The following is a 15,017-nucleotide window of genomic DNA, read 5'->3' as shown; positions in this document are numbered from 1 at the left end:
TATTGTCGTTAATTCGGTTGCCACGAAGAAGAATGGGAAGTATTTTTCATACGATGTAGTGGACAAGGTTCGAGAAATTTTTTTGGAATATTTTTTAGATATTGCAATAAAGAAAGCGACTGAAGATTATATATTAAAAAGTTTTTTGTTGACAGACTATTCTGAAGTCTGTAATATCATAAACAAATCAAATAAAGCTAAAACTTATCGAGAGTGACCGAGGGACTAGGCCCTATGACGTCCGGCAACCCCCTTATAGGGAAGGTGCCAATTCCTGCAGAATGTATACATTCTGAAAGATAAGTCGAGATAGATGTATTTCGATGCCCCTTTCAGATGAGAGGGGCATTTTTGTTTCAAAAAATGTGTAGAGACAGAGGGCGGCATATGATAAAAATTCAGAATCTTAATAAGATTTACAAAAATAAAAGCGGCGTAGTAAATGGAGTTGATAATGTTTCCTTAACCATTCAAAAAGGGGAGATATTTGGGATTGTTGGGTACTCAGGAGCAGGTAAAAGCTCGCTGCTTCGCTGTATTAATTTGTTGGAGCGTCCAACATCGGGCAATATCACAGTTGATGGAGTTGACTTGACTAAGCTGAGAAGCAAGCAATTGCGTCATGCACGCTTGAAAATCGGGATGATTTTTCAGCACTTTTATCTTATTAGCCAGAAAACGGTTTTTGAAAATATAGCTTTTTCTTTAAAGGCAGCAAAAGTTCCACGGACTCAAATACAAGAACGGGTAGAAGAGCTGTTGAAAATGGTTGGATTAGCCGAAAAACGTGATGTGTACCCTTCACAGCTAAGTGGAGGACAGAAGCAGCGTGTAGCAATTGCGAGGGCATTAGCGAATAATCCGACAGTACTCCTTTGTGATGAGGCCACCTCAGCTTTAGATCCGACAACAACGAAGTCCATACTGAATTTGTTGAAAAAAATCAATAAGGAGCTAAATATTACGATTGTTTTGATTACGCATGAGATGAATGTGGTCAAGGAAATATGTAATCGCATGGCGATTATGCAGGAAGGCAAGGTCATTGAGGAAGGCTCGGTGTATGATATTTTTGCTAAACCTCATGCAGATATTACGAAGGAATTCATCAACAGTGTTGTTTCTTTTGAAATACCGGATTCTATTTACCAAAGCTGCAAGGGTCCGATTGTAAAGGTGACGTTCAGGGGTACGGTTGCTGGTGAGGGAGTCATATCGGATATGCTTCAGCAATTTAATGTAAAAGGCAATTTTCTTCATGGTTCAATTGAATATATTCAGGAATTGCCTTTAGGTATTTTTATCATGGAGCTTCGCGGACAGAAGGAAGAGATTAATAATGCGATCTCTTATATAGAAAGTCGAGAGGCAGAAGTGGAGGTGTTCCATCATGGGCTTTGATTTCAACCACTTTATAGAGCTTATCCCTGAAATTAACACAGCATTTTTGCAGACGATTTACATGATTGCTATTTCGTTAGCTGTCGCAATTGTGATTGGTTTGCCAGTCGGAATTCTATTATATGTGACGGAGAAGGGTTTATTTTGGGAAAACAAAACGGTTCAGAGGATCTTAGGATTCGTCGTCAATTTGGTCCGATCTATTCCATTTATAATTTTGTTGGTTGCTCTTATGCCGTTGACCGAACTTGTTGTAAAGACAACGATTGGACCAACAGCTGCTAGCGTATCACTCTCAGTGGCAGCTATTCCGTTTTTTGCGAGAATCGTTGAAACGTCGTTACGAGAAATTGATAAAGGTGTCATTGAAGCCGCAATAGCAGCTGGCGCGTCACCGTGGATGATTATTAAGGAAGTATTATTGCTTGAAGCGAGATCAGGTATCATTTCGGGTATTACACTGACATTAATTAGCTTGATTGGTTTTTCTGCTATGGCAGGAACAGTCGGTGGTGGCGGTATTGGTGATTTAGCAATTCGCTATGGCTATTATCGCTATGATAATACCATTATGATTGCAACTGTTATTATTTTAATCGTTTTGGTTCAGGTTATCCAACTTGCTGGTGATTTCATCGCTAAAGTTATAGATAAAAGATAATAGAAAAGGAGATTGATTTCATGAAAAAGGGGTTAACAGCATTTATTTTATTCTTAGTGGTAGGCACATTGGCAGCTTGCAGCGGCAATGAAACAATTGAGGATGCAAGCTCAGAGCCAAAGAATATTAAAATTGGGGCTACTTCTGGTCCTTATAGTGATATGGCAACAAAGGCAATCAAGCCAGGCTTGGAAGAATTGGGATACAAAGTAGAAGTAGTGGAATTCAGTGATTACATTCAACCGAATAAAGCGTTAGATGGTGGAGATATTGATGCGAACCTATTTCAGCATACTATTTACTTAGAAAACTTTGAAAAAGAGAACAGCATGGACTTAACAGGTTTGATTAAGGTACCGACTGCGCCGATGGGCATTTATTCAAATACGTATAAATCTTTGGATGAAGTGAAGGACGGAGCGACGATTACAATTCCGAATGATCCGGTAAATGCAGCTCGTGCATTCAATACGCTTCAAGATGAAGGATTAATTGTAGTGGATGAAAATGCAGAACCGCTTAAAGTTTCTGAAAAGGACATAATCGAAAACAAGAAAAACTTAAAATTCCAGCCGCTAGAGTCAGGACAGCTACCTCGATCTATTGACAGTGCAGATTTAGCAGCAGTACCAGGAAACTTCGCATTAGCTGCAGATATGGATCTATTGAGTGCTTTAGCGCTTGAGAACATGCTTGATCCGTACCGAAATGTAGTGGCTGTAAAGGCTGATAATGATGATTCCCAGCTAGCTAAGGATATTTTATCAGTGGTAGAGTCTGATGAATTCGAAAAAATAATCGATGAAGAATTTGTCGGCTTCGGTAAGCCTGAATGGATGAAATAAGAAACAATGTCCTTATTCTCTCTTTGTTTTATGTATAAATACAAAGGCTGTATATCCCTTAGATCAAACAATTAATTCAAAACCATAGAAGGAGCATGGCGGGTGTAAGGTTAGACATTCAGAATATATAAAGATAACACTCCCCACTTCTTTAATTGCTTTCATAGTCATACAACAAATAGAAATGAGTGATGAAAATGACTGTTTTTTCAGTTCATGGTGCTCCGAGTGAATATATTTTGAAAGATAATGTATTAGATTTATTGGAAGCTAAACTATTGGAACGCAATCTTCGCAGGGTTCTTGTGGTTCATGGGAAAAAATCATGGGAAGCAGTAAAGCCGTATTGGCCTCAAATGGCAGAGATAGAATTGGAGGAATATACGTACGGAGGCGAATGCTCATTTGCCGAAATCGAAGCGGTTGCAAAGCTGGTCAAACATCATTCATTGGATGCGGTAATAGGTGTCGGAGGCGGAAAGGTACTCGATCTTGTTAAGGCAGTTTGTGATACGACTGAAAGGCAGTCCATTCTCATCCCGACATTGGCATCTAATTGTTCGCCATGGACGCCTTTAAGCGTTATATATGATGATTCCGGAACTTTCATTCGTTACGATATATATCCGATTTGTACCAGTCTGGTGCTAGTCGATCCGCAAATTCTAGTTGATGCTCCAATAGAGATGTTAATTGCCGGTATTGGAGATACTCTTGCGAAATGGTATGAAGCGGATGTACAGATAGCTGTTATTGATAATAAGACTGTTCCTCTGCAAATTGCTCATTTTGCTGCAAGAGAGTGTAAGGATCTATTGCTAAAATTTTCTCGTGGAGCTGTTGCTGCTGCAAAGGCTGGGGAAGTGAATGATGACTTTGTCAAAGTAGTAGAAACGATTATTATGTTTGGTGGCATGGTTGGCGGCTATGGTGATTATTACGGTCGAATTGCTGGCGCTCATGCGATTCACAATGGTTTAACGGTACTTGAAGAAACACATCACGCCTTACATGGAGATAAGGTGGCATATGGCATTTTAGTTCAGCTAGTGCTGGAAGATAAGTGGACGGAAATTGAAGAGCTTCGACTGTTTTATGAAGAGTTGGGTCTTCCTTTATCCTTGACAGATTTAGGTGTGGAAGAGATAACAGAAGCGCTGATTGCTGAGGTTGCTGAAAAAGCGACAGTAACAGGTGAGTCGATTCATGTCATGCCAATTGGATTAGTTACAGCTGAGAGGGTTGTGAAAGCAATTCAGAAGCTGGAGCAATTTGTTTGTGAGTGTGAGGAATGTGGCTAAGGTAGTTTACCATCTAAAAGCACAACTGCTTCTGAAATTTGAAGGTGTCTATTTTCTGCCAGACTAGAACAACACGTTATAGGATGACTCATGTGAAGGGTTCTAATTCCATGTTGATTAAAGTAGACAGCAAACAGCTGTCTGCTTTTTTATTAGGCATTAGCAACGATCCATCCGAAATAATCATATTTTCACATGTAATAATGATATTTCATAATTAAATTAACTTATCCAGACTCCTAGTTTATTACCAAAATTATAAACTTGTTTATTTGTATATATGAACCCTAAAATGGATAGGGAAATTTACTATTAAACGAGGGAAGTCGATTATGGAATTCACCAAGTATGCGAGTAAGAAGCACACCGTACAGATAATTGCAGAAGAGCTGCTGCATGTTACTCAACAGGCAGCTATTGCTTCATATCCCTGGATAGGAAAGGGCAATAAGATTGAAGCAGATGGTGCTGGGACAAGGGCTATGAGGCATCATTTAAACACAATCGATATGTGTGGAAGAGTCGTAATTGGTGAAGGAGAAATGGATGAAGCGCCAATGCTTTATATTAATGAAATGCTGGGAAGTGGGAATGGCCCGGCAATTGATATAGCTGTAGATCCGGTGGAAGGTACTACGTTAATGTCTAAAGGGAAAAACCATTCAATGGCTGTGTTGGCTGCTGCGAAAAGTGGAAGTATGCTTCATGCTCCTGATATGTATATGAAAAAGATGGCAGTTGGGCCAAATGCAAAAGGTTGTATTAATATAAATGCATCCTTAAAAGAGAATATGCAATCAGTAGCGAAGGCCCTTGGAAAAGATGTAAGAGAATTGACCATTATGATTCAGGACCGCGATAGGCATAGTACTTTAATGGCACAGGTTCTCGAGCTCGGAGCAAAGTTGAAGTTATTCTCTGATGTTGATATAACGGGCGCTATAGCAACCGGAATCGATGGAATGGATATTGATATGCTTGTTGGTACAGGTGGAGCTCCAGAGGGTGTCATCACTGCAACAGCACTAAAATGTCTGGGAGGAGATTTCCAGGGGCAGCTTGTTCCTATGAATCAGGAAGAATATGATCGATGTGTACAAATGGGTATTGAAAATCCAACTAAAATTTTCGAGTTGGATGAAATTGTTCGCACAGACGATTGTTTGTTTTCTGCAACGGCAATCACCGATGGTTTGTTCTTGAATGGAGTGAAGAAGTTATCGAGCGGGAAAATGAGTACCCACTCCTTGTTATTAGTAGGCGCTAATACAAGAAATACGAAATTTATCCATACACACCACCATTAATGCTTTCTAAAATGAAATCCTATAGAAGTATTTCTATACTTTTATAGGATTTTTTTATTTCAAGGTTGTTCAATCCTTTTACATCTTAATCCCGAATTAAATTAATCCTTTGCAAGAATCATTTTTGAAATTAAAAAGGTAAAAGGAATCGCAATAACAGTCGCGATTATAGGTGCTATATTATCATGGATAGAAAGCAACTGGACTAAAATATAAATGGCAAGCGTTGATACTATAATATTAACGACATAGGTTAAAGGAAATTGCAGGAACTTTTTTAAAGTTGGTTTTGTTCGATAGGTAAAATAGGAATTCAGATAAAAGGAGCCAATCATACTGATAAAGAAACCTAGCAAATGTGCAGTCATGTAGTTCATCTGAAACACTTCTTTAAAAAGTAAATACAAAATATAATAATTGATTGTATTTACAATGCCAACCATATTGAATTTCCAAAATTCCTTTTCAAATAAAATCATCAAGTAACCAGCTTTCTTCGCTTTTTCTTCTAGGTTCTCTTATTATACTCGATTTAACGTACAGGTTAAATATTCCAAGTAAAAAGGCGAGAAAAGGTAGCGATGGTTGCGAAGTAAATGGCTGATGGTTATAAAAAGAAGTAAGACCGGAAAAGGTCATTCGCGGTCTTACGTTAGTTACTGGTTAAATAGATGGAACTCTTTCCACCAATCCATTCCAATATCCCGATAAAAATTTAATTTTGTTAAGTTATAGGAGTTAGGTTGATTCAGTAAATATTTTTGGAACTCGTCAGCCTGCTTTTTTTGCTCCTCCGTAACAGAACGATGGTTATCGAGTAATACGTGACCTAGTTGATGCAATAAATGGGAATGGACATTTTTTATCGCATCATTAGGTGTGTATTTAGCGGCATAATGCAGGGATTTAAGATAATGGTTAGCTGATTTTTCAAAATCATTAAGTAAGTAATTCATCTTCCCGATTGATTCATGAACACGCATTTTATCCATATCTGTTTTAGCCAGCGATAAGGCTGCTTCATATGTATCTCTAGCTTTTTGCAGGTTATTCACTTTTACATATTGATCAGCCAAAAGGATTGTAGCAGGAAACACCATTTTACTGATTCTCTTTGGCATTTTATCCGTGATGGATTGCAGGGCGGTTTCTAAAAGCTGAATGACTGTACCCGTTTCTGTGTTCTCATCAGCATGAAGTGCTTTATATAAAAGTTCTTCCGTTGGGTTGGTATGGTGAAACTTATTCAAGATACTCATATAGCATCACCTTTCAGAAAATTTATTATATTAATATAATTATAACATTTATTCCTGTTTTCATCTCTGCAAATTTAATTAAAATTACGAACTTCTTTATGCAGGAATGTAAGAAAACTATTATAAGAATAGCTATATTAAGTGCGGCATGAATCGTTTCACTGCCAAACTATAATCAACATAAGTTTGACACGATTTAATCTATCAACAAGGATGCCTGAAAAAAGAAAGGATACTAACAAAGAGTAAGGAATAAACGGAGATTACTCCACCCATTGCCATAGTAGACCTGGATAGCTCAAGAACAATGAAAGGTGAAAGTTACGGAAGTTAACACTTCCTATGTGAGAGAGAAGTTGTCCAAAAATTAAAAATCTATAAAAGTGGAAGCAGTCAGTTTATGAATTAGATTTTATAAAAATACTCCCTTTACTTTAAATTACCATATTATTCGAATGGATAGGGGGATAAAACAAAAAAAGCCCAATAGACTTTTCTATCGGGCTGCTATTCTGCTATTCTTCTATTTTCCGCCAAACATATCAAAAAGCCCTTTGGCTACGCTGCCTTCATCGCTTGACCCACCTCTAGAGGGCATAGCGGAAAACACTCTGCTTGCAAGACGGCTGAAGGGGAGTGATTGAACCCAGACTGTTCCGGGACCTTGCAATGTAGCGAAAAACAGACCCTCTCCGCCAAATAACGCGGTTTTAATACCTTTGGCAAATTCAATATCGTAATCGACATTTCTGGTCATCGCAACGATACAGCCGGTATCTACTCGTATTTTTTCTCCCGGAGCTAATACTTTTTGATGTAATGTCCCTCCGGCATGCACGAAAGCCATCCCATCACCTTCGAGTTTTTGCATGATAAATCCCTCACCGCCAAAAAAGCCAGCCCCAATTTTTTTCTGGAATTCTATACCTACTGATACACCCTTCGCAGCTGCTAAAAAGGAGTCCTTCTGGCAGATTACTTTTCCATCCAATTCACTTAAGTCCAAAGGGACGATCTTTCCAGGATATGGAGAAGCAAAGGATACATGCTTTTTCTGAGTTCCTTCATTTGTAAAGGTGGTCATAAATAAACTTTCTCCAGTCAGGACCCTTTTTCCGGCACTGAATAATTTGCCCATCATTCCAGATTGGGAAGAAGAACCGTCACCGAAAATGGTTTCCATTTGAATCTGCTCATCCATCATCATTAAGCTTCCGGCCTCGGCCACGACTGTTTCTTTCGGATCTAATTCCACTTCTACAAATTGCATATCGTCTCCGTATATCTTGTAATCAATTTCATGGTTGTTCATTGCCAAACACCTCCAAATTGATAAAACTCTTCAGTTAAAGTGTAATCCAAAACGATTGAGGATGCGAGTTTGGTATGCAATCAATTATTGTTTTTCTTCGCCCCTTTTTGTCCAGGGAACCACCAATTCCATTTGCCCAGCAATTTCATCAGAGAAGGAACAAGGACCATACGGACAAGAGTGGCATCTATAAAGATTGCTAAGGCCACGCCAACCCCGATTTGCTTTACCGGTACAATATCTGTAAAAGCAAAGGCACCAGTAACAGCAATCATAATGGCGGCTGCCGAGGTGATAATTTTGCTTGTTGTAGTTAAGCCTTCAAGGGTAGCTTTATCGTTATCTCCAGTTTCGAGATAAATCTCTTGAATACGGGAGATTAAGAAGACCTCATAATCCATACTTAAACCAAAAACAATTGCAAAGGTTAAAATAGGAATCATTAGCGCAATTGGGTTAGGATCGACTCCTAAATTCCCATGCTGGAATATCCATACAATGATACCAAAGGCAGCTCCAAGGGATAGGATATTCATCAGAATGGCTTTTAATGGAATTAGTACAGACCGAAATGCAACTAATAAAATCAAGTAGGTAGCCCCGATAATCAGTAATAAACCTTTTGGGACTTGCTCCAGGATTTCATCAAAAATCTCCTGTGTAAATTTTGCCTGACCGCCAATCGTGTGAGTCAGTTCTGGATGAATGTCTTGATTCTCGGCCTCTCGAACCCAATCTTTTGCCTTCGCGGTTTTGTATGCTGCATCGAGTTTAACCGTTATATGGGTTGTATCTTCGTTCACTAGCTTTTCGAGGACTGGAGCCATTTTTTCTCTAGCCACATCAGATTGTAAGGTTTGATATAACTCTTCAGCGGAGTTTGTGTTTGTATACGTAAAAATTGAGTCAACCTGATCGACAAGCTCATCTTCCTTAATCTTATTTATAAATGCTTCTATGCTCTCAAGGGATTCCTTTGATAATATGTCCTCTTGATTCTTTGTTTCTAAAACAATCGGTACGTTTGACTGATTGCTTGGAAGGAAAGAGTCTTCAAATTTTTCATAGGCAATTCTTGTTTGGCTGTCTGCCGGCAAAGAATCAGCATTAGGTATTTCTAAATCAATATTGCGAATAGGTGTGGCTGCAATTATTAAAATGAGTAAAGCAGCTAAGGCCATAATGATAGGGCGTTTCATTACGAAGTTGGCGAAACTTCTCCATTTACTGTCCGAGTTTTCTTTAGTTTTTAGTATCATAGCTTTGTTAATGTTTTTACCTATAATACCTAATAAGGCCGGCAGGAAGGTAAGGGCAGAAATGACAGAAATGAAAACAGCAACTATACCGCCGACAGCTATACTTCGGAATATATCAATATTAATGAAAAACATTCCTGCAAGCCCAAGAACAACACAGGTTCCAGAAAAAGCAATTGCTTTTCCGGCCGTTTTGTTTGTAATGCTCACTGCTTTACTGACTTCATGATGCTGCAGTTCTTCTCTGAATCGATGGATATAGAGAAGGGCAAAATCTATACTGACTGCTAACCCGATCATGGGAACAACATTTAAAACAAACACGGAAAGATTAATACTCTGACCAATAAAATAAATAATCCCCATTGAGGATACAACAGCTACAATCCCGGTCATTAGCGGAATGGAAGCAGCAACCAATCCTCCAAAAGCTAATAACAGTACAATCATGGCGATTGGAATCCCAATCATTTCTGCATTTTTTAAATCAGTTTGAGATGCCTTGCTCATATCCTCTTCAATAACATGGGAACCCGTCAGAGAAGCTGATATATCCTGGCCAGTAATCTCCTGGTTTAAAGCTTTAATATAATCTGCAGGTTCTTGTTTGTCTTCATTAAAAGAGATAGAGGCATAGGCAATCTCCTTTTTATATTGTGAATCATTTTCTAAGGGGGATTCAACTGAGCCTAACCCGTCGATTTTCTTCACATCACTTAATACTGAGTTTATCCTTTGTTTAAAATCCTGTTCCTCTAAATTATTCTTATTTTCAAATAAAATGATATAAGGTGAGGCAGATTGGCCGAACCGATCCTCTAATAGCTCATTTGTTTTGTCATAGGAGGACTCTTCCATCTCAAAGCCGCTGCCTTGCAGAATTCCAGGCATTTTTAGAGCGAAGAATCCCATTACCAATGTGAAAATAATCCAAATCACTAAGATTATTTTACGATATGTATACATCATTCAATAAACCTCCTCTTTTAGCTCTATGTACCATAATTCTCTATACCCATGTATACAAGATATATCCTCCTGCTATATAACATTTTCAACTTTAACGATAGCTGATTATAGGTTTTTCTAAAAAGTATAATGATCCTAATAAAATATGGAAAGAAAGTGTATTTACAGGCTAAATGGGGAAATACTAAAACAACAGTTACATAACAAACTTAGGAGGAGACATTATGAAGAGATTATCTTTAATCATGTGTATGTGTGTCTTAATGATATTTGCAGCAGGGTGCAATAATAATGATGATGCACAAAAAAATAATCAAACGAATGACAATCAAGCAACAGAAAATAATAATGCGAATGATACAGCAACAGACAATAACAAGGGTACTAATACAAATACAACAAAGGATACAGCTTATTCTTTTAGAGATTTTGACCTTGAAGTAAAATACGAAAATAATAAGGATTATGAGGTTAGCTACGAAAATGATAACGACGGAGTAGAAGCTTCGATTGAAGATGATCGCAATAATGAGCGAGTAAATGGTAATGATGCAGTTGATCGCTTAGATCCTATATTTAAAAAGTTAGATATTGATTCTAATACTTCACAGGATGATGTGATATCCAAAGTTATTTCAGCATTTGAATTAGATGATAATTATCAGGCGGTTGATATTGATATTTCATTTAATGACGGAACAGAAAAAGAATATAGAAAAAATAAGTAATTTGAAATACGAAAACAGAGCATCCCTTTGGAATTGAAAAGGGGATGCTTTGTTTTTATGTAGATTTTATTAAGTGGAAAGGTTACTTTTATTAAACTAGTTGGGCTTTGAGATAATGATTTTTAATAATTGGTTGGGATAAGGAAGAGTGTTTTTTTAGAGAACGAAAGGAAGAAGGATGTTCTAAAAAAGGAAGTATGACAGCCAGACTAAGTATTCTTTTTATGAATAGTTAATTTCCCATTGCACAGCTTTGAATGTTAGGTATAAGATGTAAGAGGCAAAACTATCTTCAGGAGGAGTTGAGATTATTGAGTAGCTACGATTCGAGTGACCCAGACACGAGCTTGCCTGAGGAAACCAACAGTGCTTTTTATAAAAGGTGGGGAAAGATAATCGTCATTCCATTAAAAAGAGTTGTTGCTTCCTCATAATGAGAGGAGGTTAAATCAATGTTAGAATATTATATTTCAGATACAGATAGTAAATTACAGAAAATTGATGAACTAAAAAAAGGGTGCTGGGTCAATATGGTTGCGCCAAGCGAAGCTGAAATCAAGTTAATTTCGGATCGTCTGGATATACCGGAAGATTTCATTAAAGACCCATTGGATGATGAAGAACGGTCTCGGCTTGAAAGAGAAGATAATCATATATTAATCATTGTAGACTTTCCATACATTACGTATGATGATGGGGGATTCCCGCTTTATGAAACTCTCCCAATTGGTCTGATTGTAACGGACGAATGCTTTATTACAATCTCACTCATTGAAAATCCAATTATTACTGATTTTATGAGTAAGAAAATGAAGGGATTTTTCACGTATAAAAAGACAAGATTTGCTCTTCAAATTCTGTTTAATATCTCTAGCTATTATTTAAGATATTTAAAACAGATCAATCGTAAAACAGATGACATCGAAAAAGAATTACACCAGTCTATGAAAAATGAAGAGCTTTATGCATTTCTTTCATTAGAAAAGAGTTTGGTGTATTTTACGACGTCGCTAAAATCCAATAAAATCGTATTGCAAAAACTTTTGCGGTTGAATCACTTGAAGATGTATGAAGAGGATAAGGATCTTTTAGAAGATGTTATTATTGAAAACACCCAGGCGATTGAGATGGCTGAGACGTATCATTCCATTTTGACGAGTATGATGAACACATTTGCTTCAGTTATTTCGAATAACCTGAATATCGTGATGAAATTCTTAACTTCCATAACGATTATTTTATCATTCCCGACTATTGTAGCAAGCATATATGGGATGAATGTTAATTTACCTTTTCAAAATAACCCATATGCGTTTATCGGTGTTATATGCGTTGCTTTATTGTTATCATCCATTACAACTATCATATTTTGGAAAAAGAGATACTTTTGAAGATAGCAAAAGCTATCTCTTTTTTTTGGGTAAGCTAAATATGTTGAGTCTCTTTCATGAAAAAGATAAAATATTGTTTTGTGTTCATAATTGATATGTTTGGAAATCAGTTTTATACAGTTTAATTAAAAAGTGGCATAACATTTTTCTGCACCAACGTATGGAATCCATTTCATATAGGTGTAATAGTATGGGGTGAATTATCTTGGAACTTAGAGAGTCAATGGCAAAAAGGGTAGCCTGGATTAGTATTTGGAGCAATATAATTCTTACAGTTGGAAAAATCGTAATCGGAATAATTGCAAGCAGTGATGCGCTATTCGCAGATGGGATACACTCGGCAGCGGATGTTTTTGCAGCAGTCATCGTATTATTGGTACTTAAAGTTTCAAATAAACCTGCGGATCTTGAGCATCCATACGGACACGGCAAAGCTGAAGTAATTGTTTCCGGGGTAATTGGAATCTTGTTATTATTAGTGTCCCTTTATATTGTATATGAAGGTGTAGCTGGATTTTTCCATCCTATTGAAACCCCAAGTATGATTGCTTTCTGGATTGCTTTATTTTCGTATGTAGCGAAAGAATGCTTATTCCGTTATTCCATGAATGTAGGCAAACGGGTAAACAGTAAAGCAATTGAAGCGGTAGCATATGATCACCAGGCAGATATAGTGGCATCGCTGGCTGCAGCAATAGGAATACTTTTATCTTATCTTGGGGATAAATTAGGAATTACCATTCTCTTATACGGGGATAAAGTAGCAAGTATATTCGTAGCCTATTTGATCTTCAAAATTGCAAGGGAAATGCTGACGGAAGCTTTTCATATTCTAATCGAACGCAATGTACAGCCGGAAATGATGAAGCAATTTGAGGCTGTTATCCTTAGTTTTGAGGAAGTCAGACGCATTGATCGAATAAGGGCAAGGGAACATGGTCACTACATAATAATGGATATTCGTATCTCCATTGACCAGGATAAAACAATTAAAGAAGGTCATGACCTATCAAGAGAGATTAAGAACTCTCTAAAGGAAAAATTTGACCATATAGAAGAAGTGCTCATTCATTTAAATCCATACTTTCCGGAATAAACGAAGGCCAATTTACTTGTTAATTGTAAATTGGCCTTTTTTGTATTACCCCAATAGCGAATTTTAAATGTCCAACCTTCAGCATTCCATTAAAATTAAAAACCGGACAGCCATCTAACACCTGTCCGGTTTGTTTCTTAAATTGATGTATATTGAAAGACAAAATTGAGCGTAAATAATAGAGCAATAATATAAAGTGGTACTGAAACATCGCGTTTTTTTCCTAAAAATAGCTTAATCAATGGATAAGCTATGAAACCAATAGCCATTCCATTGGCAATGCTGAATGTCAATGGAATTAACACAATCACCAATAAAGCAGGAAAACTCTCAGTTAGGTCATTCAAATCAATTTCCGTTATATTTTGAATCATTAATGCCCCAATTAAAATTAAAATAGGGGATATAGCTGCATTCGGAATAATTTTTATTACCGGTATTAAAAACAGTGAAGCAAAAAAGAACAAGCCAGTAGTGACAGCTGTTAATCCTGTTCGTCCGCCTGCTGTAATCCCAGCTGCTGTTTCCACAGTGGCAACAGTCGGGCTTGAACCGAATATCCCGCATGTCAGCACAGATAGAGCGTTAGCCTTAAGGGCTTTATTATTTTTTTCGGGTTGTTTTATAGATGCCGTATGTGCATGAATTAACCCAATATTTTCAAAGGTTACAACCATGGCCATTGAAAAAGAAGTTAACAGAAAACCGATTGAGAAGATATTGGTAAATGACATGGCTCCAAAAACTTCTCCATACGAGCTAAATGATGGTTGAGTCCATTCGAATCCATCAAGGTTTACGACTCCAAAGAAGATGGCTAGTACCGTGATGATGGCGACACTAATTAGGAGATTTCCCGGAATATTGCGAGTGAATAGAATAAAGGTAATGATAAGACCAAGAATGGTTAACAAGGTTTCCGCATTTGTTAAGTCCCCAAGAGCAACAATAGTTTCAGGGGAGGAAACAATAATTCCACTTTGCTCAAACCCTATAAACATTAATAAAATTCCAATCCCAACCGTAATTCCTACTTTTAAGGAATGTGGGATAGCTTTAGTAATTTTTTTAGCTAACGGTGTAAAAGCAATAAGCATGAAAAGCAAACCTGAAAGGAAAACAATTCCAAGTGCTTCCTGCCAGCTATAGTTCCCATTAATAACAATTGTATACGTGAACATTGCGTTAATTCCCATGCCCGGGACAACGATGATGGGAGTATTACTCCAAAGCCCCATAATCATGCAGCCGAATACGCAGGTAAGGATAGTCCCAATCATAGCTGCGTCATATGGCATTCCTGCTTCTGATAGGATTTTAGAATTGACAATTACGATATAAACAATGGTGATAAAAGATATAAAGCCAGCGAGGATTTCACGTTTTATGGTAGTGCCGTGAGCATCCAATTTAAATAATTTTTCCATGATGTGTTGTTCTCCTTTTTAAAAAGCTACCTTCCCATGCTATCATTGTGTGTAATATATG

General features: G+C 37.4%; 14 protein-coding genes and 1 riboswitch. Of the genes, 9 read left to right on the top strand and 5 right to left on the bottom strand.

Annotated features, from left to right (window positions below):
* The first annotated feature begins 201 nt into the window (after positions 1-201).
* Positions 202-306: riboswitch (SAM riboswitch) on the top strand.
* An 81-nt stretch (positions 307-387) separates the two neighbouring features.
* From AC4D4A_RS09175 to glpX, 5 genes are all read left to right on the top strand, one after another.
* Positions 388-1,401 (top strand): methionine ABC transporter ATP-binding protein, encoded by a 1,014-nt coding sequence (locus tag AC4D4A_RS09175; RefSeq protein WP_490995610.1) that lies wholly within the window; start codon positions 388-390, stop codon positions 1,399-1,401.
* The gene (locus AC4D4A_RS09170; protein WP_490995609.1) at positions 1,391-2,062 is read left to right on the top strand and encodes a methionine ABC transporter permease; all 672 of its coding nucleotides are present in this window, start codon (positions 1,391-1,393) and stop codon (positions 2,060-2,062) included. Before AC4D4A_RS09175 ends, AC4D4A_RS09170 begins: the two co-directional genes overlap by 11 nt.
* A 20-nt stretch (positions 2,063-2,082) precedes the next feature.
* Entirely contained in the window at positions 2,083-2,907 is an 825-nt protein-coding gene (locus tag AC4D4A_RS09165) for a MetQ/NlpA family ABC transporter substrate-binding protein (protein ID WP_490995608.1), read from the top strand.
* A gap of 197 nt (positions 2,908-3,104) precedes the next feature.
* A complete protein-coding gene (locus tag AC4D4A_RS09160) occupies positions 3,105-4,208 on the top strand; it encodes an iron-containing alcohol dehydrogenase family protein (RefSeq protein ID WP_490995607.1) in 1,104 nt (367 codons plus the stop codon).
* A 332-nt stretch (positions 4,209-4,540) separates the two neighbouring features.
* Complete coding sequence (gene glpX / locus AC4D4A_RS09155; protein ID WP_490995606.1) at positions 4,541-5,515, top strand: class II fructose-bisphosphatase; 975 nt, start codon at positions 4,541-4,543, stop codon at positions 5,513-5,515.
* A 101-nt stretch (positions 5,516-5,616) separates the two neighbouring features.
* On the opposite strand, the gene AC4D4A_RS09150 is transcribed toward glpX, so the two are convergent.
* From AC4D4A_RS09150 to AC4D4A_RS09135, 4 genes are all read right to left on the bottom strand, one after another.
* A complete protein-coding gene (locus tag AC4D4A_RS09150) occupies positions 5,617-5,994 on the bottom strand; it encodes a GtrA family protein (RefSeq protein WP_490995605.1) in 378 nt (125 codons plus the stop codon).
* A 177-nt stretch (positions 5,995-6,171) separates the two neighbouring features.
* A complete protein-coding gene (locus tag AC4D4A_RS09145; protein ID WP_490995604.1) occupies positions 6,172-6,774 on the bottom strand; it encodes a tetratricopeptide repeat protein in 603 nt (200 codons plus the stop codon).
* 523 nt (positions 6,775-7,297) lie between these two features.
* Positions 7,298-8,086 carry a TIGR00266 family protein gene (locus tag AC4D4A_RS09140; protein ID WP_066101999.1) on the bottom strand — a complete coding sequence of 263 codons (789 nt, stop codon included), beginning with the start codon at positions 8,084-8,086 and terminating at the stop codon, positions 7,298-7,300.
* 80 nt (positions 8,087-8,166) lie between these two features.
* Positions 8,167-10,314: an MMPL family transporter gene (locus AC4D4A_RS09135; RefSeq protein ID WP_490995603.1), complete on the bottom strand. Its 2,148-nt coding sequence runs from the start codon at positions 10,312-10,314 to the stop codon at positions 8,167-8,169.
* Between the two features lie 224 nt (positions 10,315-10,538).
* On the opposite strand from AC4D4A_RS09135, the gene AC4D4A_RS09130 reads away from it, so the two are divergent.
* The 4 genes from AC4D4A_RS09130 (at position 10,539) to AC4D4A_RS09115 (ending at position 13,529) form a co-directional block, all read left to right on the top strand.
* Entirely contained in the window at positions 10,539-11,042 is a 504-nt protein-coding gene (locus AC4D4A_RS09130) for a YusW family protein (protein ID WP_490995602.1), read from the top strand.
* Between the two features lie 311 nt (positions 11,043-11,353).
* Complete coding sequence (locus AC4D4A_RS09125; RefSeq protein WP_257468979.1) at positions 11,354-11,476, top strand: hypothetical protein; 123 nt, start codon at positions 11,354-11,356, stop codon at positions 11,474-11,476.
* A gap of 18 nt (positions 11,477-11,494) precedes the next feature.
* Positions 11,495-12,433: a magnesium transporter CorA family protein gene (locus tag AC4D4A_RS09120; protein ID WP_490995601.1), complete on the top strand. Its 939-nt coding sequence runs from the start codon at positions 11,495-11,497 to the stop codon at positions 12,431-12,433.
* A gap of 202 nt (positions 12,434-12,635) precedes the next feature.
* Complete coding sequence (locus tag AC4D4A_RS09115; protein ID WP_490995684.1) at positions 12,636-13,529, top strand: cation diffusion facilitator family transporter; 894 nt, start codon at positions 12,636-12,638, stop codon at positions 13,527-13,529.
* A gap of 137 nt (positions 13,530-13,666) precedes the next feature.
* Here AC4D4A_RS09115 and AC4D4A_RS09110 read toward each other — a convergent pair whose 3' ends face one another.
* Positions 13,667-14,956, bottom strand: coding sequence for an NCS2 family permease (locus AC4D4A_RS09110; RefSeq protein ID WP_490995600.1), 1,290 nt, complete (start codon positions 14,954-14,956; stop codon positions 13,667-13,669).
* Positions 14,957-15,017: the final 61 nt, after the last annotated feature.

Source organism: Pradoshia sp. Z5_111, assembly GCF_058267535.1.
The sequence above is the reverse complement of the archived record's forward strand: the minus strand, read 5'-3'. Positions and strand labels throughout refer to the sequence as shown.

Excerpts from the sequence above, each read along its gene's own strand:
- AC4D4A_RS09175 (WP_490995610.1), top strand. The coding sequence starts at position 388 with ATGATAAAAATTCAGAATCTTAATAAGATTTACAAAAATAAAAGCGGC.
- AC4D4A_RS09170 (WP_490995609.1), top strand. The coding sequence starts at position 1,391 with ATGGGCTTTGATTTCAACCACTTTATAGAGCTTATCCCTGAAATTAAC.
- AC4D4A_RS09165 (WP_490995608.1), top strand. The coding sequence starts at position 2,083 with ATGAAAAAGGGGTTAACAGCATTTATTTTATTCTTAGTGGTAGGCACA.
- AC4D4A_RS09160 (WP_490995607.1), top strand. The coding sequence starts at position 3,105 with ATGACTGTTTTTTCAGTTCATGGTGCTCCGAGTGAATATATTTTGAAA.
- glpX (WP_490995606.1), top strand. The coding sequence starts at position 4,541 with ATGGAATTCACCAAGTATGCGAGTAAGAAGCACACCGTACAGATAATT.
- AC4D4A_RS09150 (WP_490995605.1), bottom strand. The coding sequence starts at position 5,994 with ATGATTTTATTTGAAAAGGAATTTTGGAAATTCAATATGGTTGGCATT.
- AC4D4A_RS09145 (WP_490995604.1), bottom strand. The coding sequence starts at position 6,774 with ATGAGTATCTTGAATAAGTTTCACCATACCAACCCAACGGAAGAACTT.
- AC4D4A_RS09140 (WP_066101999.1), bottom strand. The coding sequence starts at position 8,086 with ATGAACAACCATGAAATTGATTACAAGATATACGGAGACGATATGCAA.
- AC4D4A_RS09135 (WP_490995603.1), bottom strand. The coding sequence starts at position 10,314 with ATGATGTATACATATCGTAAAATAATCTTAGTGATTTGGATTATTTTC.
- AC4D4A_RS09130 (WP_490995602.1), top strand. The coding sequence starts at position 10,539 with ATGAAGAGATTATCTTTAATCATGTGTATGTGTGTCTTAATGATATTT.
- AC4D4A_RS09120 (WP_490995601.1), top strand. The coding sequence starts at position 11,495 with ATGTTAGAATATTATATTTCAGATACAGATAGTAAATTACAGAAAATT.
- AC4D4A_RS09110 (WP_490995600.1), bottom strand. The coding sequence starts at position 14,956 with ATGGAAAAATTATTTAAATTGGATGCTCACGGCACTACCATAAAACGT.